Consider the following 22,370-nt stretch of genomic DNA (forward strand, 5'->3'; position numbering starts at 1 on the left):
GCTTGCCGGCGATAGGGCCCTGACAGGCCTACATCGGCGGCGACTGCTCTGCCGGCTTGTCCTTGTTCACCCCGGGCACATGCAGGCTGCCCTCGGCCACCTGGCCTTCGAGCTGCGGCTGGGTCACCCAGGTGAGGATGTCGTAGTAGCGACGGATGTTGGCCACGAAATGCACCGGCTCGCCGCCACGTGCATAACCGTATTTGGTCTGCCGATACCACTGCTTCTGCGAAAGCCGTGGCAGCATCTTCTTCACGTCCAGCCACTTGTTCGGGTTGAGCTTCTCGCGCTTGGCCAGGGTGCGGGCGTCTTCCAGGTGGCCGGTGCCGACGTTGTAGGCGGCCAGGGCGAACCAGGTGCGGTCCGGTTCCTGGATGCTGTCGTCGAGCTCTTCCTTGATCTTCATGAAGTACTTGGCGCCGCCCTGGATGCTCTGCTTCGGGTCCAGGCGGTTGGACACGCCCATGGCCTGGGCGGTGCGCTGGGTCAGCATCATCAGGCCGCGCACGCCGGTCTTGGAGGTGACCTCGGGCTGCCACATCGATTCCTGGTAGCCGATGGCGGCCAGCAGGCGCCAGTCCACCTGCTCGACCTTGGCGTAGCTCTTGAAGTGCTTCTCGTACTTGGGCAGGCGCTGCTGCAGGTGCTGGGCGAAGGTGTAGGCCCCCACATAGCCCAGTACGTCGACATGGCCGTAGTAACGGTCCTTCAGGCGTTGCAGGGTGCCGTTCTTCTGCGCCTTGTCGAGGAACTCGTTGACCTCGTTGAGCAGGCTGTTGTCTTCACCGGCCGCCACCGCCCAGCGCTGGTCGCGGGTGTCGCCCAGGTCGAAGGCAACCCGCACGTTGGGGAAGTACACCTGGTTCATCGCCAGCTCGTTGGAGTCGACCAGGGTCAGGTCGATCTGGCCTTCGTCGACCATGCGCAGCAGGTCGACCACCTCGACGGCGTCGGATTCTTCGTATTCCAGGCCCGGGTACTGCTTTTTCAGCTCGGCCAGCTGGTCGGCGTGGCTGCTGCCCTTGAGCACCATGATCTTCTTGCCGACCAGGCCCTTGGCGTTGGTGGGGCGCGTGCGGCCGTTGCGGTAGATGACCTGTGGGGTCACTTCCAGGTAAGGGTGGGAGTACCTGACCTGGGCCTTGCGTCGTTCGCTGGTGACCAGGCCGGCCGCTGCCAGCACCGGGCCGGAGGGCTTGCCAAGGCTGTCGTACAGCTCGTCGAGGTTGTCGGCGGTCTCGATCTGCAGCTTCACGCCGAGATCCTCGGCGAAATGCTGGACCAGCTCGTATTCGAAGCCGGTTTCGCCGTTGCGGTCCTGGAAGTAGGTGGCCGGGCTGTTGCGGGTGATCACGCGCAGCACGCCATCCTCCTTCACGCGCTCGAGGGTGCTGGGTTTTTCAACGCAGGCACCGAGCAGCAGAAAGAGTCCGGTTGCGAAAAGCCATCTGGCGCAACGCTGGCGCAAAGCAGTGTGGGCGAACATAGGTTGCAGTATACGCAAAGGACTGGCCCAACCATATCTCGACAACTGTTAGCTTGTCTGGTAGCAGGTTCTGTGCTTTACCGGCGATAGGGCCGGAGCAGGCAACACAAGGCAATTTTTTTTGACCCGCAAGTCCGGTTCCGCCGCCCGGCAGCCGTGGCTTAGAGCGGGTGCCGAAACCCTTCGAATTAGGCTAGAATGCACGGCCTCTAAGCACACCCCTTCCTGAGGCTGTCCCGACGATGTTGATCCTGCGCGGCGCTCCTGCCCTTTCTGCCTTTCGCCACGGTAAATTACTCGAGCAACTGAGCCAGAAAGTCCCCGCTGTTACTGGTTTGTATGCCGAATTTGCCCACTTCGCCGATGTCGACGGCGAGCTGACCGCCGACCAGCAGCAGGTGCTGGGGCGTCTGCTCAAGTACGGCCCGAGCGTGCCGGTACAGGAGCCGAGCGGCCGCCTGTTCCTGGTCGTGCCGCGCCTGGGCACCATTTCGCCGTGGGCCAGCAAGGCCAGCGACATCGCCCACAACTGCGGCCTGCAGTCGATCCAGCGCCTGGAGCGCGGTATCGCCTACTACGTTGCCGGCAACCTGAGCGAAGCCGACGCCGAACTGATCGCCGCCGAGCTGCACGACCGCATGACCCAGCGCGTGCTCGGCCAGCTGGAGCAGGCCGCTGACCTGTTCAGCCATGCCCAGCCCAAGCCGATGACCTCGGTGGACATCCTGGCCGGTGGCCGTGACGCCCTGGCCAAGGCCAACATCGACCTGGGCCTGGCCCTGGCCGAAGACGAGATCGACTACCTGGTCAACGCCTTCCAGGGCCTCAAGCGCAACCCGAACGACATCGAACTGATGATGTTCGCCCAGGCCAACTCCGAGCACTGCCGCCACAAGATCTTCAACGCCAGTTGGGACATCGATGGCCAGGCTCAGGAAAAGAGCCTGTTCGGCATGATCAAGAACACCTACCAGATGCACAACGAAGGTGTGCTGTCTGCGTACAAGGACAACGCCTCGGTGATCGTCGGCAACGTTGCCGGCCGTTTCTTCCCGAACCCTGAAACCCGCCAGTACGGCGCGGTGCAGGAGCCGGTGCACATCCTGATGAAGGTCGAGACGCACAACCACCCGACCGCCATCGCCCCGTTCTCCGGCGCCTCCACCGGCTCCGGCGGCGAAATCCGCGACGAAGGCGCGACCGGCCGTGGCGCCAAGCCCAAGGCAGGCCTGACCGGCTTCACCGTCTCCAACCTGCGTATCCCGGGCTTCGAACAGCCGTGGGAGCAGGCCTACGGCAAGCCTGAGCGCATCGTCGACGCCCTCGACATCATGATCGAAGGCCCATTGGGTGGCGCTGCGTTCAACAACGAATTCGGTCGCCCGGCGCTGACCGGCTACTTCCGTACCTTCGAGCAGGCCATCAACACCCCGCACGGTGAAGAAGTGCGCGGCTACCACAAGCCGATCATGCTGGCCGGTGGCATGGGCAACATCCGTGAAGACCACGTGCAGAAGGGCGAGATCACTGTCGGCGCCAAGCTGATCGTGCTCGGTGGCCCGGCCATGCTGATCGGCCTGGGCGGCGGCGCCGCTTCGTCGGTCGCTACCGGTGCCAGCTCGGCTGACCTGGACTTCGCTTCGGTACAGCGCGAAAACCCCGAAATGGAGCGCCGTTGCCAGGAGGTCATCGACCGCTGCTGGCAGCTGGGCGACAACAACCCGATCGCCTTCATCCACGACGTTGGCGCCGGCGGTATCTCCAACGCCTTCCCTGAGCTGGTCAACGACGGTGGCCGTGGTGGCCGCTTCGAACTGCGCAACGTGCCCAACGACGAGCCGGGCATGGCCCCGCACGAAATCTGGAGCAACGAATCGCAGGAGCGTTACGTGCTGGCGGTCAGCGCCGTCGACTTCGAGCGCTTCAAGGCAATCTGCGAGCGTGAGCGTTGCCCGTTTGCCGTAGTGGGTGAAGCGACTGAAGAGCAACACCTGACCGTAAGCGACAGCCACTTCGGCAACACGCCGGTAGACATGCCGCTCGACGTACTGCTGGGCAAGCCGCCACGCATGCACCGTTCGGTTACCCGCGAAGCCGAGCTGGGCGATGACTTCGACCCGAGCAAGCTGGACCTGGACAACGCCGTTCAGCGCGTCCTCAGCCACCCGGCCGTGGCCAGCAAGAGCTTCCTGATCACCATCGGCGACCGCACCATCACCGGCCTGGTAGCTCGTGACCAGATGGTCGGCCCGTGGCAGGTACCGGTGGCCGACTGCGCCGTCACCGCCACCAGCTTCGACGTCTACACCGGTGAAGCCATGGCCATGGGCGAGCGTACCCCGCTGGCGCTGCTGGATGCCCCGGCGTCCGGCCGCATGGCAATTGGCGAGACACTGACCAACCTGGCTGCCTCGCGCATCGAGAAGCTGTCCGACATCAAACTGTCGGCCAACTGGATGTCTGCCGCCGGCCACCCAGGTGAAGACGCCCGCCTGTACGACACCGTCAAGGCTGTCGGCATGGAGCTGTGCCCGGAACTGGGTATTACCATTCCGGTCGGCAAAGACTCGATGTCGATGAAGACCAAGTGGAGCGACGAGGGCGTCGAGAAGAGCGTTACCTCGCCAATGTCGCTGATCATCACCGGCTTCGCCCCGGTCACCGACATCCGCAAGACCCTGACCCCGCAACTGCGCATGGACAAGGGTGAGACCGACCTGATCCTGATCGACCTGGGCCGCGGCAAGAACCGCATGGGCGCCTCGATCCTGGCACAGACCTACGGCAAGATCGCAGCCCAGGCACCGGACGTCGACGACGCCGAAGACCTGAAGGCGTTCTTCGCCGTGATCCAGGGCCTGAACGAAGATGGCCACCTGCTGGCCTACCACGACCGCTCCGACGGCGGCCTGGTCACCACCGTGCTGGAAATGGCCTTCGCCGGCCACTGCGGCCTCGACCTGCACCTCGACCCGCTGACCGACAGCAAAGGCGACGTGCCGGCCATTCTCTTCAACGAAGAGCTGGGCGCGGTCATCCAGGTTCGCCAGGATGCCACCCCCGATGTACTGGCACAGTTCAGCGCCGCTGGCCTGGGTGAAGGCTGCGTCGCGGTGATCGGCAAGCCGGTCAACAACGGTGAAGTGTCCATCAGCCTGAACGGCGAAGTGCTGTTCGACGACGACCGCCGCATGCTGCAGCGCCAGTGGGCCGAGACCAGCTACCAGATCCAGCGCCTGCGCGACAACGCCGACTGCGCTGACCAGGAATTCGACCTGCTGCTCGAGGAAGACAACCCGGGCCTGTCGGTCAAGCTAGGCTTCGATGTCAACGACGACATCGCCGCGCCGTACATCAAGAAGGGCGTGCGCCCGCAAGTGGCCATCCTGCGGGAGCAGGGCGTCAACGGCCAGGTCGAGATGGCAGCCGCCTTCGACCGTGCCGGCTTCGCCGCCATCGACGTGCACATGAGCGACATCCTCGCTGGCCGTGTCGACTTCGAAGCCTTCAAGGGCCTGGTCGCCTGCGGTGGCTTCTCCTACGGCGATGTGCTGGGTGCCGGTGAAGGCTGGGCCAAGTCGGCGCTGTTCAACAGCCGCGCCCGTGACGCCTTCCAGGCCTTCTTCGAGCGTACCGACAGCTTCGCCCTGGGCGTGTGCAACGGTTGCCAGATGATGTCCAACCTGCACGAGCTGATCCCGGGCACCGAGCACTGGCCGCACTTCGTGCGCAACCGCTCGGAGCAGTTCGAAGCGCGTGTGGCCATGGTCGAAGTGCAGAAGTCCAACTCGATCTTCCTGCAGGGCATGGCCGGTTCGCGCATGCCGATCGCCATCGCCCACGGTGAAGGCCATGCCGAGTTCGCCAGCGAAGAAGCACTGCTGGCAGCCGACCTGTCCGGTTGCGTGGCCCTGCGCTACGTCGACAACCACGGCAAGGTCACCGAAGCCTACCCGGCCAACCCGAACGGCTCGCCGCGTGGTATCACCGGCCTCACCAGCCGCGACGGCCGCGTGACCATCATGATGCCGCACCCGGAGCGTGTGTTCCGTGCCGTGCAGAACTCCTGGCGCCCGGATGAGTGGCAGGAAGATGCCGCGCTGATGCGTATGTTCCGTAACGCACGGGTGTGGGTGAACTAAGGCGTGTACAAGCTCGCCTTCTTCGTCCCCGCCAGCCACGTCGAAGTGGTCAAGGCCGCTGTGTTCGCCGCGGGTGGCGGGCGCATCGGCGACTATGACCACTGCGCCTGGCAGACTCTGGGCCAGGGCCAGTTCCGCCCGCTGGACGGCAGCCAGCCGTTCCTCGGGCAAACCGGCCAGGTCGAGGTGGTGGAGGAGTGGAAGGTGGAGCTGGTGGTGGCTGACGACCTGATTGCCCAGGTCGTCGCTGCACTCAAGCAGAGCCACCCGTACGAGACGCCAGCCTACGAAGTCTGGCGGCTCGCCGAGTTCTAGACCGCATCAAGGCCATCGCCGGCAAGCCAGCTCCCACAGGAATATCGCAGTCGTCAGAACCTGTGATATCTCTGTGGGAGCTGGCTTGCCGGCGATAGGGCCCTACAATCCAGCCACAATCTCCTTGCCCTGCCCAGGCCGCTTCAACCACCCACAAGCCAGCAACCCCACCTCGAACAGCACCCACATCGGCACCGCCAGCATCGTCTGCGAAAACACATCCGGCGGCGTCAGGATCATCCCCACCACAAAGCAGCCGACGATCACGTAGGGCCTGCTGCGTCGCAACGTAGCCACATCGGCCAACCCCACCCAGACCACGATAAACGTCGCTACCGGGATCTCGAACGCCAGCCCGAACGCCAGAAACAGCGCCAGGATAAAGTCCAGGTACTGGCTGATATCGGTCATCATCGCCACGCCCTCCGGTGTAACGCTGGCAAAGAAGCCGAACATCATCGGGAACACCAGGAAGAAGGCGAAGGCCATGCCGGCATAGAACAGCACGATGCTCGACACCAGCAACGGCAGGGCAACGCGCCGTTCACGGCGGTACAGCCCCGGCGCCAGAAAGCCCCAGGCCTGGTGCAGCAGCAGCGGCATGGCGACGAACACTGCGCACATCGCGGTCAGCTTGAACGGTGTCAGGAACGGCGAAGTGACGCTGGTGGCGATCATGCTCGCACCTTCCGGCAAGAAGCGCCGCAGCGGTTCGGAGATCAGCGTGTACAGCGTCTGGGCGAAGGGGAACAGCCCGGCGAACACCAGCGCCACCAGCGCCAGGCAACGCACCAGGCGTTTGCGCAGGTCGCGCAGGTGTTCGGTCAGCGGCATGCTCGCCGCCGGGTCCATGGCAATGCTCATGAAAGGTTTTCCTTGGGGGGAGCGACCGTGGCCGCATCATTGGCCGGCTCCGCTTTCAGGCTGATGCCTTGGCGGATCTCCTGTTCCAGGCGCTGCAAAGGCGCACTGTCGAGAGTGGGTAGCTCGACAGCGGGCAGTTCGATCTCCCGCTCCACCTGCGTGCGCAGGGCGTGCATGGCCCTGCGCGCCTGGCCCAGGCCGCGCCCGAGGGTGCGTGCCGCCACCGGCAGGCGCTCCGGGCCTAGAACCAACAGCGCGACGATGCCGACAAGCAGCAACTCGCTGAAGCCTACCTCGAACATCAGGGCTGACGGTCCGCTTGCGGTTGCTGCGTACCCTGACCGGTCAGCGGGCACTGTTGCTGCACCTGCGTATGCGCTGGGGGAGTGGCGTCAGTGTCACCGCCCATGGACTTGCGAAAACCTTGGATCGCCTCGCCCACATCGCTGCCCAGGCCCTTGAGGCGCTTGGTACCAAACAGCAGGAATACGATCAGCAGTACGATCACCAGTTGCCAGATTCCAATGCCACCCATTGCGACCACTCCTGTAAGGTCATGAAAAGGAAAGACAATCCTGCCTCGCGCAGATGACGTACACATGACGAACGGCCGCTGCCATCTACCTGCAACACCGGGCGTGTTGACTGGCGTCTTTATTCGGCGACAGAGGCAGGCAAGGATGGGTGGCAGGCAGCAGCAGGGCGCGGCCCTGCTGATGGTGATGGTGGTGCTGGCGATGCTGGCGGCGGGCATGGCCTGGCTGGTGGAAGATGGCCGACGCCAAGTTGATGATGTGCGCCTGTTGCACCAGCGGGTGCAGGCGCGAGCGATGGAGCAGGCCGGCCTGGCCTATGCCGAGCAGGCCCTGCGTGACCCCAGCTGGCGGCTTAGCCCGCTGTTCTGGCAAGCCTTGCGCGGGCAGCCGTTGAACTACGATTTTGGCACCGGCCAGGCGCAGTTGCGGGTGCGCGACCAGCACACCTGTTTCAACGTCAACGCGCTGCTCGGTGCTGACGGCGAGCGTGCTGCGCGCCAGTTGCGTTACCTGCTGGGCGACGACATGGCTGCCGAGCGCCTGGTCGATGCCCTGGCCGACTGGCTGGATGCCGACAGCGATACCCGCCTGCAGGGCGCCGAGAGCGCCCAGTACCTGCGCCAGCAACCACCGCGCCTGGCGGCCAACCAGCCAATGCTCGATACCAGCGAGCTGAACCTGCTACTGGAGCCGGACGCTAGCCGCCAGGGCCGTTACCCGATGCTGTGCGCCTTGCCGCAGACCACCGGCTGGCGGCTGAATGCCAATGCCCTTGGGCTGGAGCATCTGCCATTGCTGGAGGCGCTGTATGAAGGGCGCTATCCGCGCTCGTTGCTCAGCCGCATCATCAGCGGCCGGCCGGCGTCGGGGTATGTGGATGCAACTGCGCTACGCCAGGCCCTGGGGGCGGTGGATGACGAAACCTTCGAGCGTTTGAGCGAAGGGCTGCTGCTGAACAGCGGGTATTTCCTGTTGCAGCTGTCGTTCGCGGAGGAGGGGCGGGTGATACGCAGCGAGTTCCAGGTGGAGGCGCTGGGGGTGGTGCAATGGCATGCCCGGGTGCCGGCGCAGCAAGTGCGGGTGCGTAGCCGCGAGCCGATGGTGTGGTAGGGCTTGAGATTGCCGGGGCTGCTTTGCAGCCCATCGCCGGCAAGCCAGCTCCCACAGGGTTACCACAGCATTCAGAACCTGTGATGTCCCTGTGGTTGCATAGTCTGTCAGGGCCTCATCGCCGACAAGTCGGCTCCCACAGGAGCTGCACATGACTTGAATCCGATGTGGTCGAGGTGGGAGCAACTGTCTTGCTCAAATTCCAAATGTTGGCGCAATCCCCTGTGGGAGCGGCCTTGTGTCGCGAAAGGGCTGCAAAGCAGCCCCAGCAATTTCAACTATTGCGCATCAATCCTGGGGCCGCGTTGCGGCCCTTTCGCGACACAAGGCCGCTCCCACAGGTACAACGACAACCTCGAGAGCAACGCTGTACCTGTGGGAGCTGGCTTGCCGGCGATAGGGCCGCAAAGCGGCCCCCGTGCACAGGTCGATCAGGCGGTGCCGATCTCCCCGCCATCGATACGCTGGATCACCACCGTCGCAGCCCGCGGCCTTACCGTGGCACCTGCCGGGGTGGCATCGGTGGCCTTGTCGGTATACGGCCAGTTCTCCGGGTGCTGGATGTTGACGAACAGCGTCTTGTTGTCCGGGGTAAAGGTAATCCCGGTCACTTCGCAGCCATTCGGCCCGACGAAGAAACGGCGCAGGTCCACCTGGTTCTGTGCGTTCACCGGTACCTGCTTGCCGCTGGCATCCACCAGGTTGGTTGGGATCACTGCCAGCAGCTGGTCGTTGGTGTAGTCGGTCACGGTGCTCTCGCCGTTGTCGGTCTCGAACCACAACACGCCACGGCTATCGAAACTCATGCCGTCCGGGCTGGCGAACTGGTTCAGTTCGGTCAGGCCGGAGCGATTGATGTCGGCAGTGCCGGCAGCGTTGGCGCCGAACACGAAGATGTCCCAGGTGAAGCTCAGCTGGTCGTCGCTGTCGTGCCAGCGGATGATGTGGCCGTGACGGTTCGGGCCGCGTGGGTTGGCTGCATCGACCTTTTCCGGCGTGCGCGCGCTGTTGTTGGTCAGGGTCAGGTACACGTCGCCGTTGAGCGGGTTGACCGTGGTCCATTCCGGGCGGTCCATCGGTGTTGCGCCCACGGCATCGCCAGCACCACGGGTGTTGAGGATGATGCCCGGCAGGTCGCCATACAGTGCGCCCAGGGTACTGCCGCCAGTGGTGGCGGTGGCCACGTCCAGAAGCAGCCATACGCCAGTACCGTCGGCATTGAAGCGGGCCACGTACAGTTTGCCCTGGTCGAGGTACTTGGCGCCGGTGGCCAGGCGGTCCGCCGGGTTGGCGTCGGCGGCGTCCCACACGGCGGTGGACACCCACTTGTACAGGTACTCGTTGTTCGAGTCGTCACCCATGTACCACACCAGCGGCTTGCCGGCGACTGGCAGGCCTGGGGCGCAGCCTTCGTGGCGGAAGCGGCCCAGCGCCGTGCGCTTGGTGGCCAGGGTGTTGCTGTTGTACGGGTCGATTTCGACGATGTAGCCGTAGGTGCTGGCTTCGTTGCGGTAGTCGTCGGTGGCGCTGGCGCCTTTGACGGTGACGTCGAAACGGGCGAATTCGTCGGCCACTTCGCTGCTGTCACCGGCCGCGGTTTCCCACTTGTACTGGCCGCTGGAGGTGCCCACGCCAATGCGGCGCTGGTCTTCGGGGCGGGTGCCCTTGTTGACGAAGATGCCTGGCCAGTTTTCTTCACAGGTCAGGTAGGTGCCCCACGGGGTGTAGCCGTTGCCGCAGTTGTTGTTGGTGCCGCGGCAGTGGGTGCCGGCGGTGGAGTACTTGGTCTTGACGTGTTCGGTACCCCGCAGCGGGCCGGTGATTTCCATGCGCGAGGCGGTAGTGAAGCGGCGGTTGAGCGGGTCGTTGTCGACCACCTGCCAGCGGCCGCCGATTTTCTGCAGGCGCACCACCCCGGCGCCGTGGGCGTTGATTTCCTTGCGCACCTCCTCGACCGGGCGCTTGCCGTTCACATCGGTGGTCGGGCCGGCAGGGTGCAGGGCGGCGGTGTCGATGTACTCGAAGTTGATCGCCAGCAGGCCGTCTTCGGAGCTGCCATTGATGGGGAAGAAGTGCATGCCGTCATGGTGCATGCCCATGGCGTTGGCCTGGTCGGTCGAGGTGTTGCTGCCGTCGGACTTCCACGGGTTGCCGTTGCTGTTGATCGGCGTGCCCCAGGGCGCCAGCACATAGGCGCTGTAGCCGGCGGCAACCACGCAGGCGTCGGTGCGCGAGCCCGGGATGGACTGGAAGCCCAGTGCCAGTTTCGGCACTTCCGGCTCAGTCACGGGTGGCTCGGTGACCGGATCATCGTGATCGGAACCACCACCGTCGAAGCAGCCTGTCAGGCCGGTACCGGCAATCATGGCGATGGCGGCGCCCAGGCTGCCGCGCATCACGCTGCGGCGGCTCAGGTAGGCGTCCATGACGTTGGCCATCGGCAGGTTGCCGCTTTGGTTCCGGTCCAGGTTGTCGCCGGTATCTCGACTCATCAGGGTGTCCTTATGTTGGCTGAGTTAGAGGAAACCGCGACTTTAGTGCGCAAATATGATGATTCATTGGCAGAAATGTTAAGGGGGTTTTAAAACAACTCGCTCTTAGAAGCGTGCTCTACAGATCAATTTGGAATGGCTGTCGGATTTCTGCCATCAAACTGTAATGCCAACGCCGCAACATCCGGTGCCCTGAATGAACATGGATAAGGATGGCGGGTTCGATGGCAAGCAGTGTGCACAGGCGCGAAGTGATCAGCTGGATGGGTATCGGTGCCTTGGCACCGTTGCTCGGCGCCTGCTCCGCCCTTCCTGGGCAGCAGGGCGGCAATGCCAGCTTCGACCTGCTGTACGTGGCCGACACCCTCGATGCCCGCCAGCCTGGCCAGGCCGTGGTGCCGGCCACCCGCCTGGGGCCGGTCAGCCACCTGGGCCGCGCCCCATGGATGACCGGCAGCAGTGCCAGCATCGCCTACCCGCAACTGGCGCCATTGCTCGATGCCAGCCAGGCTGCATCTGCCCAACTGGGCGGCTATGCGGTGCTGGCGGCGTTGCTCGAGCAGCTGCGCGGCGAGGCTGGGGCGGGCAACAGCCTGACCCTGGAAAACGGCCAGGGCTGGAATGGCAGTGGCCTGGCCTACCTGACCCAGGGCGAAAGCGGCCTGCAGGGCAGCCAGCTGCTGGGCAGCGAAGCGCGGGTCAGCAGCGACGAGCGCGTGCTGTGGCCACAGCGCAGCTCGGCGCTGTATCGCCAGGCTGGCGCCGTTACCCTGGGCGCCGGGCTGGCAGACACGCAACGCCTGGCGTTGGGCCTGGAAGCCTTGCACGTCTTCGAACGCGGCGGTGCACGTATTGCCGTGGTCGGCTTGACCGACCCCTACGCCCAGGACCAGAAAGCCTCCCTTAAACAGTGGTACCAGTCATTGCAGCCGGTGTTCGAACAAGCCCGGCGCGAGGCCGACCTGGTGGTGGCCATGGCCGATGTCGGTACCGGGCCGGGTCTGTGGCTGGCCGAACGGGTGCCGCAGATCGACGTGCTGCTGTGCGCCCGTGGCCAGGACCTGTGGCCGGAGCCGGTCGAGGTGAGCCAGGCCAGCGGCCGCCGCGTGCCGGTGCTGTTCGCCGGTTGCCGGGGCAGCGGCGCCTTCCGCCTGCGCTGCCAACGCGTGGCCGGGCTGTGGCAGTTCGACGGGCGTTTCTTCCCGGCCTTTGAGCAACAGCTGGCACCCGCCGCGCAACAGCGTGTCGGGGCATTGCAGGCAGAATTGCGCCAGCAGCGCGCCGGCCACGCGGCCTGGCTCGATCAACCGCTGGCCCGCGCGCCCCAGGCGCTGTGGCGCCGCGATACCCGAGGCGGCAGCTGGGACCGCCTGCTGCATCAGGCCCTGGCCGACGACAGCAGCATGCCGGTGTTGCTGCCGGGCCTGCGTTACGACTACCCGCTGCCCGCCGGGGCGGCCATTACCCGCGAACACCTGATCAGCCTCACCGGTGGCTACCCGGCACCGGTGGTCGAAGCGCCGGCCCGGCAGGTCGAGCAAGTGCTGGAAAATGCCGCGGAGCAACTGTTCGGCGACCCGCTGCTGCTGGACAACAGCCAGGACCTGCCGCGCTGGCAGGGCCAGGCCTGGCGTGTCAGCTACAGTCCGCAAGGCAAGCGCATCAGTGGCCTGGAACCGGTGCAGGGCCTGTGTCGCACCTTTGGCCTGCAATTCGAAACCCAGGCCGGCGAGCCGCTGTGGCAACGGGTCGAAGCCTGGCTCGCCCGCCAGGCGAGCGACTGGCAACTGGCGCCGCTGCAACTGCCCGAAGTGCGCTACGTGCAGGGGCACCCGGGCTGGCACCCAAGGCAACTGGCCTCGTGATGCTCGCCTCGCGCCTGCTGACTGGCGCTGGCCTGACCCTGGCCGGCTGGCTGGCCGCCCAGTGCGTGCTGCAACTGGGCCGCCAGCCGCAACCAGCCACTGCGCCCGCCGCGCCCGACAAGCCGCTGCCTGGCTTGATGGTCGGCCATTGGCAGGTACCCGTCGACGACGGTGCCATCGCCATCACCCGCCTGCCATTGCAATACCTGGGTGGCCTCAAGGCCCAGCCGCTGGCCTCCAGCGTGGTGGTGCTGCGCTATGGCGAGCAGGTGCGCACTTTGGCCCGCGGCCAGCGCCTGGCACCAGGGATCGTACTGCAGGACATCGACAGCGATGGCCTGATTTTCAACAACCAGGGGCGGCGTGAGCGCCTGCCCTGGCCGCCACGCCCCGCCGTGACCGGCTTCAAGCGGCAAGGATAAACGATGCCTGTTAGATATTGCGTGGCGGCCGCGCTGAGCCTGGCCCTGTCCATGGCTTGTGCTGAAGAGCCGGTGTTCGACGACAACGGCACGCCGATGTACGAGGTGAACTTCGTCGACACCGAACTGGGCGAGTTCATCGACAGCGTGTCGCGCATCACCGGCACCACCTTCATCGTCGACCCCCGGGTCAAGGGCAAGGTCACCGTGCGCACCGTCGACCTGCACGACGCCGATGCCATCTACGACATCTTCCTGGCCCAGCTGCGCGCCCAGGGCTACGCCACTGTCGACCTACCCAACGGCAGCGTGAAGATCGTTCCCGACCAGGCCGCTCGCCTGGAGCCTGTGCCAGTGGAGGCGGGAGGGCAGCAGGGGGAAGGCAGCGACAGCGTGGCCACGCGGGTATTCAATGTGCGCAACGCCGCCAGCGAGCAGGTGCTGGGCATTCTCAAACCCCTGATCGACCCACGGGTCGGTGTGATCACACCTTATCCCGCGGCGCACCAGTTGGTAGTTACCGACTGGCGCAGCAACCTGGAACGTATCGCCAGCTTGCTGCGCCAGCTCGACCGCCCCCAGGACGCACCAGTCAGCGGCAGTACCCAGGTCATCTACCTGCGCCATGCCAATGCTGGCGAAGTGGTGAAGGTGTTGCGCGGGCTCAGCCAGGAAGGCATGGCGCCCTCTGAAGGTGCGGGCGAAGCAGAGGGCAAGGACAGGCCCGTAGTGCCTGTCGCCGGAGGCTCGGGCATCCGCCTGGAGTACGAAGAAGGCACCAACGCCGTGGTCATGGTCGGCCCCGATAGCGAGCTGGCCGCCTACCGCGCCATCGTCGAGCAGCTGGACATCCGCCGTGCCCAGGTAGTGGTGGAAGCGATCATCGCCGAGGTGTCCGACAGCAGCGCCCAGGAACTGGGCGTGCAGTGGCTGTTCGCTGACGAGAAGTTCGGTGCCGGTATCGTCAATTTCGGCAGCAACGGGGTAAACATCGCCAGCATCGCCGGGGCCGCTGCCAGTGGCGACAACGAGGCCCTTGGCGATTTGCTGTCCAGCACCACCGGAGCCATGGCGGGTATCGGCCATTTCGGCGGCGGCTTCAACTTCGCCATGCTGGTCAACGCGCTGAAGGGCAAGAGCGGCTTCAACCTGCTGTCCACGCCCACCCTGCTGACCCTGGACAACGCCGAGGCGTCGATCCTGGTCGGCCAGGAAGTGCCTTTCGTCACTGGATCGGTGACGCAGAACAATGCCAACCCGTACCAGACCATCGAGCGCAAGGAAGTCGGGGTGAAGCTGCGTATCAAGCCGCAGATCAACGTCGACAACAGCGTGCGCCTGGACATCGTCCAGGAAGTGTCGTCGATTGCCGACACTACGGCTGCCAGCGACGTGATCACCAACAAGCGCGAGATCAAGACCAAGGTCATGGTCGAGGACAACGGCTTGGTGATCCTCGGCGGCCTGATCAGCGACGAACTGAGCACCAGCGACCAGCGCGTTCCGCTGCTTGGCGATATCCCATACCTGGGCCGGCTATTCCGCTCCGACGCCACCAAGAACACCAAGCAGAACCTGATGGTGTTCATCCGCCCGCGTATCCTGCGTGACGGGCCGAGCCTGGCCGGGCTCAGCGAAGACAAGTACCGCACCTTGCAGCAGACCACACCGCTGCAGTTGCCCGACCTTGCGGATGCGCAAGACGCTACGCCGTTGCTGCAGGTGTTCCCCTCCAGCCGTGCACGGCTGGAAGGTGGTGACTGGTGATGCTGCCTTATCGCCAGGCACGGCAGAGCGGGGTGGCCATGGCCCCTGCGGAGCAGGGCTGGCAGCTATGGTTGCGGCACGACGCCGACAGCGCCCAATTGCAGGAGCTGCTGCGTGTGCACGGCCAGCCCAGCCTGCTCGAATACCTGGAGCCTGCACTGTTCGACGAACGCCTCGGCCAGCTGTACCAGGCCGGCGATGCTGCCACCGAGGCGCTGATCGAAGGCATCGGCGACCAGGTCGACCTGAACAGCCTGATGAGCGAAATGCCGCGCATCGAGGACCTGCTGGAAAGCGACGACGAAGCCCCGGTGATCCGCCTGATCAACGGCCTGTTCGGCCAGGCCCTGCGCCTGCGCGCTTCGGACATCCACATAGAAACCTTCGAGCAGAGCCTGGTGGTGCGCCTGCGGGTCGATGGCCACCTGCGCGAAGTGTTGCGCCCACCGCGTGCACTGTCGGCCATGCTGGTGTCGCGGATCAAGGTCATGGCCCGTCTGGACATTGCCGAAAAGCGCCAGCCCCAGGATGGCCGTATCACCCTGCGTGCGGCGGGGCGCGAAGTGGATGTGCGGGTCTCGACACTGCCCGGCATTCACGGCGAACGGGTGGTGATGCGGGTGCTCGACAAGCAGGCCAGCCTGCTGGCGCTGGGCAATCTGGGCATGCCGGCGGCGGTGTTGCAGGGCCTGCGCAGTTGCCTGGCGCGGCCCAACGGCATCGTGCTGTCCACGGGGCCTACCGGTTCGGGCAAGACCACTACCCTGTATGCCAGCCTCAACAGCCTTAACGACGGCAGCCGCAACATCCTCACTGTCGAGGACCCGGTGGAATACGCTATCGCCGGCATCGGCCAGACCGCCATCAACCCGCGTGCCGGGCTGACCTTTGCCAGCGGCCTGCGCGCCATCCTGCGCCAGGACCCGGACGTGATCATGCTCGGCGAAATCCGTGACCAGGAGACCGCGCAGATCGCCGTGCAGGCCAGCCTCACCGGCCACCTGGTGTTGTCCACGCTGCACACCAACAGTGCGGTGGGCGCGGTGACCCGCCTGCGCGACATGCGCATCGAACCGTTCCTGATCGCCTCGTGCCTGCGCGGTGTACTTGCCCAGCGCCTGGTGCGGCGCCTTTGCAGTTGCGCCGTCGCGCACCCGCTGCAGCCGGCGGAACGCGACCTGTGGCCCGAACTGGCGGCGCTGGGCAGCAGCTACCACGCGGTGGGTTGCGAGCAATGCCAGGGCAGCGGGTATGTCGGGCGCCTGGGCCTGTATGAATTCATCGAGCTGGATGCCGGGCTGATCGGCCTGTTGTACGACGGCGCCAGTGAACTGGCCATGCAGGCCTACCTGGCCGAGCGCCGGCAGAGCCTGGTGGCGATGGCCAGCGACTGCCTGGCCCGTGGCGAGACCAGCCTGGCCGAAGTACTGCGCGTGGTGCAGGGCTGAGCCATGCCGACCTATCGCTACCAGGCCGTCGACCTCGCCGGTAAAACCCACAAGGCCAGCTTGCAGGCCGACAGCGAACGTCATGCCCGCCAGTTGTTGCGTGAGCAGGGCCTGTTCGCCCGCCGCGTGCAGCGTCACGAAGCCGGCACCCGGCAACCCCGGCGCCAGCGCCTGAGCCGCGCCCAGCTGTGCGAGCTGACTCGCCAGCTGGCCACCCTGACCGGTGCTGGCATCCCTCTGGTCGACGCCCTGGCTACCCTGGAACGGCAACTGCGCCAGCCCGCCCTGCACAGTGTGCTGGTGGCCTTGCGCGGCTCGTTGGCCGAAGGCCTGGGCCTGGCCCGCAGCCTGGCGCGTCAGGGGGCGCCGTTTACCGGCCTGTACTGCGCGCTTGTCGAGGCCGGCGAGCGGTCCGGGCGCCTGGCCCAGGTGCTGACCCGCCTCGCCGACCATCTGGAGCAGGTTCAACGACAGCAGCACAAGGCACGTACCGCGCTGATCTATCCCGCCGTGTTGATGGGGGTGTCGCTTGCCGTGGTGGTAGGCCTGATGACCTTCGTCGTACCCAAGCTCACCGAACAGTTCGCCCATGCCGGGCAGAGCCTGCCGCTCATTACATCGCTGCTGATCGGCCTGAGCCAAGGGCTGGTGCAGGCCGGGCCCTGGCTTTTGGGGCTGGCCCTGTTGCTCGGCGCGCTCGGCGGCTGGTTGCTGCGCAAGCCGCACTGGTGCCTGCGCTGCGACCAGCTGCTGCTACGTCTGCCACATATCGGCAGCCTGCTGCAGGTGCTGGAAAGCGCGCGCCTGGCACGCAGCCTGGCAATCCTCAGCGGCAGCGGTGTGGCCCTGCTCGAAGCCCTGCAAGTGGCCACCGAAACCGTCGGCAACCGGCGTATCCGCCTGGCCATGGAGCAGGTGCGCCAGCAGGTGCAGGGCGGCACCAGCCTGCATCGCGCGCTGGATGCCAGCCAGCAGTTCCCGCCGCTGCTGGTGAACATGGTCGGCAGCGGCGAAGCCAGCGGCACTTTGGCCGACATGCTCGAGCGCGTGGCCGACGACCAGGAGCGCGGCTTCGCCCGCCAGGTCGATACTGCCATGGCGCTGTTCGAACCCCTGATGATCCTGGTGATGGGCGCCGTGGTGCTGTTCATCGTGCTGGCGGTGCTGTTGCCGATCATGCAACTCAACCAGGGCCTGCAACTGTGACGACAAGGAGTACTGCCATGCAGCATCGACGTAACCGCCAGCGCGGTTTCACCCTCATGGAAATCATGGTGGTGATCTTCATCATCGGCCTGCTGATCGCCGTGGTCGCGCCCAGCGTGCTGGGCAACCAGGACAAGGCCATGAAGCAGAAAGTGATGGCCGACCTGGCCACCCTGGAGCAGGCGCTGGACATGTACCGCCTGGACAACCTGCGCTTCCCCAGTAGCGAGCAGGGCCTGGCCGCGCTGGTGAAAAAGCCGGCCCAGGAACCGCTGCCACGGGCCTGGCGCAGCGACGGCTACGTGCGCCGCCTGCCGGAAGACCCGTGGGGCACCCCGTACCAGTACCGCATGCCCGGCGAACATGGCCGGGTCGACGTGTACTCGCTGGGCGCCGACGGCCTGCCGGGCGGCGAAGGCCAGGATGCCGACCTGGGTAACTGGGAGCTGTAACGGGTGCGCCGTCAGCGGGGCTTCAGCCTGATCGAATTGCTGGTGGTGCTGGCCATCGCCGGGCTGATGACCGGATTGGCGGTGGCCGGGTTCGGCAACAGCCAGGCCAGTGTCGACCAGGCGCTGCAACGGCTGGCGAGCGAGACCCGGGCGCAGGCTGCGCTGGCCCGGCATGCCGGGCAGTTGCGCGGGCTGCGCTGGAATGGCCAGCACCCGGAGTTCGTCCGGCGCGAGGGTAATGGCTGGGTGGTCGAAGCTGTCGCCCTTGGTGACTGGCCCAAGGGCCTGCGCCCGGCCTGGCCGGCCAGCCCACAGCCGCGCCTGTTGTTCACCCCGCATGGCTGGGCGCAACCGGGCAACGTGCGCTGGCGCTGGGCCGATGGCAGCCAGCAATGGGCCTGGAGCCGCGATGGCCGCTTGCAGGTGGTGGTCGCCCCATGAAGCGGCATCAGCGTGGTTTCACCCTGCTTGAGGTGACCGTGGCCCTGGCGATTGCCGCGGTGCTGGCGGTGATCACCAGCCAGGTTTTGCGCCAGCGCCTGGCGGTGCAGGACAACCTGCAGCAACACCGCCTTGGCCTGCTATGCGCGCGAGAACTGCAAACCCGCTTTGCCGTCGAGCAGTACTGGCCGGCGGAAAACCAGGTTGGCGGTGAACTGAGCCAGGGTGGCCAGCGCTGCCACTGGCAACTGCAGCTGCGCCGCACCGGCGTACGCGACCTGCGCCGCGGCGAGCTGCTGTTGTTCGCCGACCGCGACCAGCGCCTGCCGCTTGGCCAGTACACCGTGTTCCTGGAGCAGCCATGAGTTACAGAAACCGTGAAGCTTGCGCGGCCCCTGTGGGAGCGGGCATGCCCGCGAAGCAGGCGACTCGGTGTATGGCACCGGCTGCGCCGGTGTTCGCGGGTGAACCCGCTCCCACAGGGAGGGGGTATACCCGTCAGCCCTGTATCCAGCCTGTGAAGCAGCGCCAGGCCGGCCTGCCCCTGGAGCGGCCATGAGTTACAGAGATTGTGAAGCTTGCGCGGTTCCTGTGGGAGCGGGTTTACCCGCGAAGCAGGCGACTCGGTGTATGGCACCGGCTTCGCCGGTGTTCGCGGGCGCGCCCGCTCCCACAGGGAGGGCGTATACCCGTCAGCTTTGTATCCAGCCTGTGAAGCAGCGCCAGGCCGGCCTGCCCCTGGAGGGGCCATGAGTTACAAAGATCGTGAAGCTTGCGCGGTCCCTGTGGGAGCGGGTTTACCCGCGAAGCAGGCGACTCGGTGCATGGCACCGGCTTTGCCGGTGTTCGCGGGCGCGCCCGCTCCCACAGGGAGGGCGTATACCCGTCAGCTTTGTATCCAGCCTGTGAAGCAGCGCCAGGCCGGCCTGCCCCTGGAGGGGCCATGAGTTACAAAGATCGTGAAGCTTGCGCGGTCCCTGTGGGAGCGGGTTTACCCGCGAAGCAGGCGACTCGGTGCATGGCACCGGCTTTGCCGGTGTTCGCGGGCGCGCCCGCTCCCACAGGGAGGGCGCATACTCGTCAGCCTTGGACCCTGCCGAGCAAGCACCGCCAGGCCGGCCTTACCCTGATCGAGCTTATGGTCGCCCTGGCACTTACTGCTGTGCTCGGCATCATGCTCGCCGCCCTGGTCAACGGCTGGCTCAAGGTTCGCGAGCGCCTGCAGGTCACCACGCAGGAAACCTCGGTGCTGGACTTCTGCCTGGCCTTGGAGCGTCGCTTCGACAGCCCGGTAATGCGCCGTGTCTACGACCAGCGCCTGCCCTTGGCCAGCCGCTGGCTGGACTGGCAACCGGCAAGCAAACAGTTGCTCTGGGTCGCCATCACCGGCATGCCGGAAGCCGAGGGCGGCTCGCGCCTGCAGCGCCAGCGCCTGCGCTTCGAGGCCCGCGAGCAGCGCCTGCTGCTGGAAAGCTCGGCCGATCTCTATGCCGCCGCCGCCCCACGCTGGGTCCAGCGCGAGCGGCTCGACCGGGTCAGCGCCATGAATGTTCTTTATTACCAGGGCGGCCGCTGGCTGGCCTGGCCTTCCGACCAACCTGCGCACCCCGGCCGTGGCGTGCGTCTGGAATTGCAGCGTGACGGAGCACCCTATGTCTGCACCTTCGCCCTCCCGTGGGGGCGCTCATGAAGTTTGAATGGCGGCGGCGCAGCCCGGCCCAGTCGTGGCTGTTGCTGCGACCGGGCGTTGTCTGGCACTGGGCGCTGGCCGAGGGCGGCCTTGTGCAACGCCATGGGCAGGGCGAGCCCCCGGCGAACCTGCAGGCCCGTGTGGCGTTGATCCTGCCTGCCGAGGCCTGCAGCTACTTCCGCGTGCCGGCACCGCCGGGGCTCAAGCGTGAAGAGTGGCCGCTGTTGCTCGAAGACCGCTTGCTGCAGGCCATCGACGAGGTGACATGCGCCTGCCTGGCCCGCGAGCGCGGCCATCTTCGGTTACTGGTAGTGGCCCGTCAGCAACTGGAGGACTGGCGCGGGCAGTGCGCCGAATGGGGCTTGCAGGTGGCACGTTGCTGGGCAGAACTACAGCTGCTGCCGCCGCCCGATGCGGGACATGCCTGGCAATGGCAGCGCACACCCGGCATGTATTTGTACAAAGGGCTGGCCGAAGACAGACAGGAGCACTGGCTGGCCTGGCCGGATGCACTGGGCGAGGTGCCACGGCAACCGTGGGCGGAGCTGCAAAAGGTTCCGCTGAGCGGTGACTGGCCCAGTACGCTGGCACCGCTCGATACATTGCCGGGCCTGTTCGAGCGTACCCGCAAGGTGCGCTCGCTGCCGGTGGTTTCCCGGCCGCAGCAACGGCTGCTAGCTGCCTGCCTGGTACTGGCTGCCGTCTGGGGCGGGCTGTGGTTGAGCAAGCAGTGGGCCCAGGCGCAATTCTGGCGCAGCCAGGTTATCGCCGTGACCGGTGAGCAGGCCAGCCCCCGGCACGCCGCGCAGGCCCTCAAGCGCCTGCGCGAAAGTGAATTGCAACAGCAGCTGCGCACGCGCCAGCTCGAAGGCCTGCAGACGGCGTTGCAGGCCTGGCTGCGTGACCACCCCGGCTGGCGCCTGCAAGCGGTGCGTTTCGATGGCCAGCGTTGGCACCTGCGTCTGGAGGGTGAAGGCAGTGCGCCGCCATGGAGCGAGATGGCAACAGCTGCCGGGGCCTCGGTCCAGATGCAGGACGGCCAAGTGGTGTTCGACCTGGGAGCAGCCTCATGAACCGGGACTGGGTACAGCGCCATCGCTTGAAGTTCGCCTGGACACTGATTGCCCTGTTGCTGGCCTTCCTGGCACTGCGCGCAGGCCTTGCGCAATGGCGCGAGCTCAGCCAGTGGCGCGGGCTGGCCGAACAGGCCGCCAGCCTGCAAGGCGGCCCGGGCTTGAACCTGGAGCGGCTCCGACAGTCGGCCCAGGCGCGGCAGATCGAACTGGCCGAGGTCGATGCGCAGGGCAAGACCTGGCAACTGCGTGGGCAGGTGGCCGACGAGCGAGTGCTGCAAGGCTGGTTGCAGGCCCTGCGTGCAGAGGGCGTACAGCCATTGCAGTGGGGGCTGGAGCAGCATGAAAAGAGATTGCGCTTCGACCTGGTGGTGCGGCCATGAGCCGAAGAAGTGTGGCGTGGGTGCTGCTGGTTTTCGCCGTGACATTGCTGGTGGAACTGCCGGCCAGCTGGGTGGTGCGCGGGATAGGCCTGCCAGCGCGTGAGGTCAGCGGCAGCCTGTGGCAAGGCCAGGCGCAGCAACTGGGGCCGGTCGGGCCATTGCGTTGGGCGGTGCAGCCCTGGCGCATGCAGGCGAACGCGCAGCTCGGCTTCCAGGGCCAGGCCTGGCAGTTGCGCGCCGATGGCTGGCCATGGCGCTGGCGGCTGGAGGCGACGGCCATGGGGGCCCAGGCGACGGTGGCGACGGATTACCGTTTGGCCGGCCAGTGGCAGGGCGCGTTGCGGGTGAAGGGAGCAGGACGGCAATGCCGTGCCAGCGAAGGCCGCATGACGGTAACCGACCTTGCCCTGAGCGAGCCCTGGTCACTGGGCCTGGGGCAGGGCTGGCTGGAAATGGACTGCCGCAGCGGCTGGCATCTGCGCGGGCAGTTGGCGCAGCAGGGGCAGCATCAGTTGGCCGTGGATGCCGACCTGCCCGCGCGCCGGGCGCAGGTGGTGGTCGAGTTGCAGCCGGAGGCGGCGCTGACGCCTTTGCTGCGTGGGGTGCAGTGGCTTGGACCGCAGGCGCTGGCAGGGCAGCGGGATTTGCGCTGGTAGACAGGTGTTATCGCCGGCAAGC

20 protein-coding genes are annotated in these 22,370 nt (G+C 66.1%); 15 read left to right on the forward strand and 5 right to left on the reverse strand.

The annotated features are described in order from the left end of the window. Positions 1–28: 28 nt before the first annotated feature. Positions 29–1,486, reverse strand: coding sequence for a membrane-bound lytic murein transglycosylase MltF (gene mltF / locus RYH74_RS04510; protein ID WP_013971158.1), 1,458 nt, complete (start codon positions 1,484–1,486; stop codon positions 29–31). Between the two features lie 242 nt (positions 1,487–1,728). Between mltF and purL the strand changes: the two genes are divergently transcribed. Together purL and RYH74_RS04520 are read left to right on the forward strand one after the other, a co-directional pair. Continuing rightward, positions 1,729–5,628, forward strand: coding sequence for a phosphoribosylformylglycinamidine synthase (gene purL / locus RYH74_RS04515; protein ID WP_075043917.1), 3,900 nt, complete (start codon positions 1,729–1,731; stop codon positions 5,626–5,628). A gap of 3 nt (positions 5,629–5,631) precedes the next feature. Continuing rightward, positions 5,632–5,943 carry a hypothetical protein gene (locus RYH74_RS04520; protein WP_015269114.1) on the forward strand — a complete coding sequence of 104 codons (312 nt, stop codon included), beginning with the start codon at positions 5,632–5,634 and terminating at the stop codon, positions 5,941–5,943. A 102-nt stretch (positions 5,944–6,045) separates the two neighbouring features. Here RYH74_RS04520 and tatC read toward each other — a convergent pair whose 3' ends face one another. From tatC to tatA, 3 genes are read right to left on the reverse strand one after another with little or no spacing between them, the layout of a single operon-like run. Then, positions 6,046–6,807: a twin-arginine translocase subunit TatC gene (tatC, locus tag RYH74_RS04525; RefSeq protein ID WP_025337890.1), complete on the reverse strand. Its 762-nt coding sequence runs from the start codon at positions 6,805–6,807 to the stop codon at positions 6,046–6,048. Continuing rightward, the gene (gene tatB / locus RYH74_RS04530; protein ID WP_085587571.1) at positions 6,804–7,109 is read right to left on the reverse strand and encodes a Sec-independent protein translocase protein TatB; all 306 of its coding nucleotides are present in this window, start codon (positions 7,107–7,109) and stop codon (positions 6,804–6,806) included. Before tatB ends, tatC begins: the two co-directional genes overlap by 4 nt. Next, entirely contained in the window at positions 7,109–7,342 is a 234-nt protein-coding gene (tatA, locus tag RYH74_RS04535; RefSeq protein ID WP_013971163.1) for a twin-arginine translocase TatA/TatE family subunit, read from the reverse strand. Before tatA ends, tatB begins: the two co-directional genes overlap by 1 nt. Before the next feature lie 145 nt (positions 7,343–7,487). Here tatA and gspK point away from each other — a divergent pair, with 145 nt between their 5' ends. Further along, the gene (gene gspK, locus RYH74_RS04540; RefSeq protein WP_286101128.1) at positions 7,488–8,453 is read left to right on the forward strand and encodes a type II secretion system minor pseudopilin GspK; all 966 of its coding nucleotides are present in this window, start codon (positions 7,488–7,490) and stop codon (positions 8,451–8,453) included. A 431-nt stretch (positions 8,454–8,884) separates the two neighbouring features. Here the strand turns inward: gspK and RYH74_RS04545 are convergent, their stop codons facing one another. Further along, positions 8,885–10,945 (reverse strand): PhoX family protein, encoded by a 2,061-nt coding sequence (locus tag RYH74_RS04545; protein WP_075043921.1) that lies wholly within the window; start codon positions 10,943–10,945, stop codon positions 8,885–8,887. Between the two features lie 224 nt (positions 10,946–11,169). On the opposite strand from RYH74_RS04545, the gene RYH74_RS04550 reads away from it, so the two are divergent. From RYH74_RS04550 to RYH74_RS04605, 12 genes are all read left to right on the forward strand, one after another. After that, entirely contained in the window at positions 11,170–12,810 is a 1,641-nt protein-coding gene (locus RYH74_RS04550) for a lipoprotein UxpA (RefSeq protein WP_317409023.1), read from the forward strand. Next, complete coding sequence (locus RYH74_RS04555; RefSeq protein WP_176240886.1) at positions 12,807–13,232, forward strand: pilus assembly protein PilZ; 426 nt, start codon at positions 12,807–12,809, stop codon at positions 13,230–13,232. Before RYH74_RS04550 ends, RYH74_RS04555 begins: the two co-directional genes overlap by 4 nt. 3 nt (positions 13,233–13,235) lie before the next feature. Next, positions 13,236–14,999, forward strand: a complete 1,764-nt coding sequence (gspD, locus tag RYH74_RS04560; RefSeq protein WP_317409024.1) for a type II secretion system secretin GspD — start codon at positions 13,236–13,238, stop codon at positions 14,997–14,999. Further along, positions 14,999–16,447 carry a GspE/PulE family protein gene (locus RYH74_RS04565; RefSeq protein ID WP_317409041.1) on the forward strand — a complete coding sequence of 483 codons (1,449 nt, stop codon included), beginning with the start codon at positions 14,999–15,001 and terminating at the stop codon, positions 16,445–16,447. Before gspD ends, RYH74_RS04565 begins: the two co-directional genes overlap by 1 nt. Before the next feature lie 3 nt (positions 16,448–16,450). After that, positions 16,451–17,653 carry a type II secretion system inner membrane protein GspF gene (gene gspF / locus RYH74_RS04570; RefSeq protein ID WP_317409025.1) on the forward strand — a complete coding sequence of 401 codons (1,203 nt, stop codon included), beginning with the start codon at positions 16,451–16,453 and terminating at the stop codon, positions 17,651–17,653. Between the two features lie 17 nt (positions 17,654–17,670). Next, the gene (gene gspG / locus RYH74_RS04575) at positions 17,671–18,105 is read left to right on the forward strand and encodes a type II secretion system major pseudopilin GspG (protein WP_013971171.1); all 435 of its coding nucleotides are present in this window, start codon (positions 17,671–17,673) and stop codon (positions 18,103–18,105) included. 3 nt (positions 18,106–18,108) lie between these two features. Then, the gene (gene gspH / locus RYH74_RS04580; RefSeq protein ID WP_317409026.1) at positions 18,109–18,546 is read left to right on the forward strand and encodes a type II secretion system minor pseudopilin GspH; all 438 of its coding nucleotides are present in this window, start codon (positions 18,109–18,111) and stop codon (positions 18,544–18,546) included. Then, a complete protein-coding gene (locus RYH74_RS04585; RefSeq protein WP_047594786.1) occupies positions 18,543–18,911 on the forward strand; it encodes a type II secretion system protein GspI in 369 nt (122 codons plus the stop codon). The genes gspH and RYH74_RS04585 overlap by 4 nt, the downstream gene beginning before the upstream one ends. Positions 18,912–19,564: 653 nt before the next feature. Further along, the gene (locus tag RYH74_RS04590; protein ID WP_317409027.1) at positions 19,565–20,236 is read left to right on the forward strand and encodes a prepilin-type N-terminal cleavage/methylation domain-containing protein; all 672 of its coding nucleotides are present in this window, start codon (positions 19,565–19,567) and stop codon (positions 20,234–20,236) included. After that, positions 20,233–21,309, forward strand: coding sequence for a type II secretion system protein GspL (gspL, locus tag RYH74_RS04595; protein ID WP_317409028.1), 1,077 nt, complete (start codon positions 20,233–20,235; stop codon positions 21,307–21,309). Before RYH74_RS04590 ends, gspL begins: the two co-directional genes overlap by 4 nt. Beyond that, positions 21,306–21,692 (forward strand): type II secretion system protein GspM, encoded by a 387-nt coding sequence (gene gspM / locus RYH74_RS04600; protein WP_075043935.1) that lies wholly within the window; start codon positions 21,306–21,308, stop codon positions 21,690–21,692. The genes gspL and gspM overlap by 4 nt, the downstream gene beginning before the upstream one ends. Further along, positions 21,689–22,348: a general secretion pathway protein GspN gene (locus RYH74_RS04605; RefSeq protein WP_084785057.1), complete on the forward strand. Its 660-nt coding sequence runs from the start codon at positions 21,689–21,691 to the stop codon at positions 22,346–22,348. Before gspM ends, RYH74_RS04605 begins: the two co-directional genes overlap by 4 nt. Positions 22,349–22,370: the final 22 nt, after the last annotated feature.

Origin of the sequence: Pseudomonas sp. LSJ-87, from assembly GCF_032971465.1 — a bacterium.
Classification (GTDB): Bacteria; Pseudomonadota; Gammaproteobacteria; order Pseudomonadales; family Pseudomonadaceae; genus Aquipseudomonas; species Aquipseudomonas putida_Z.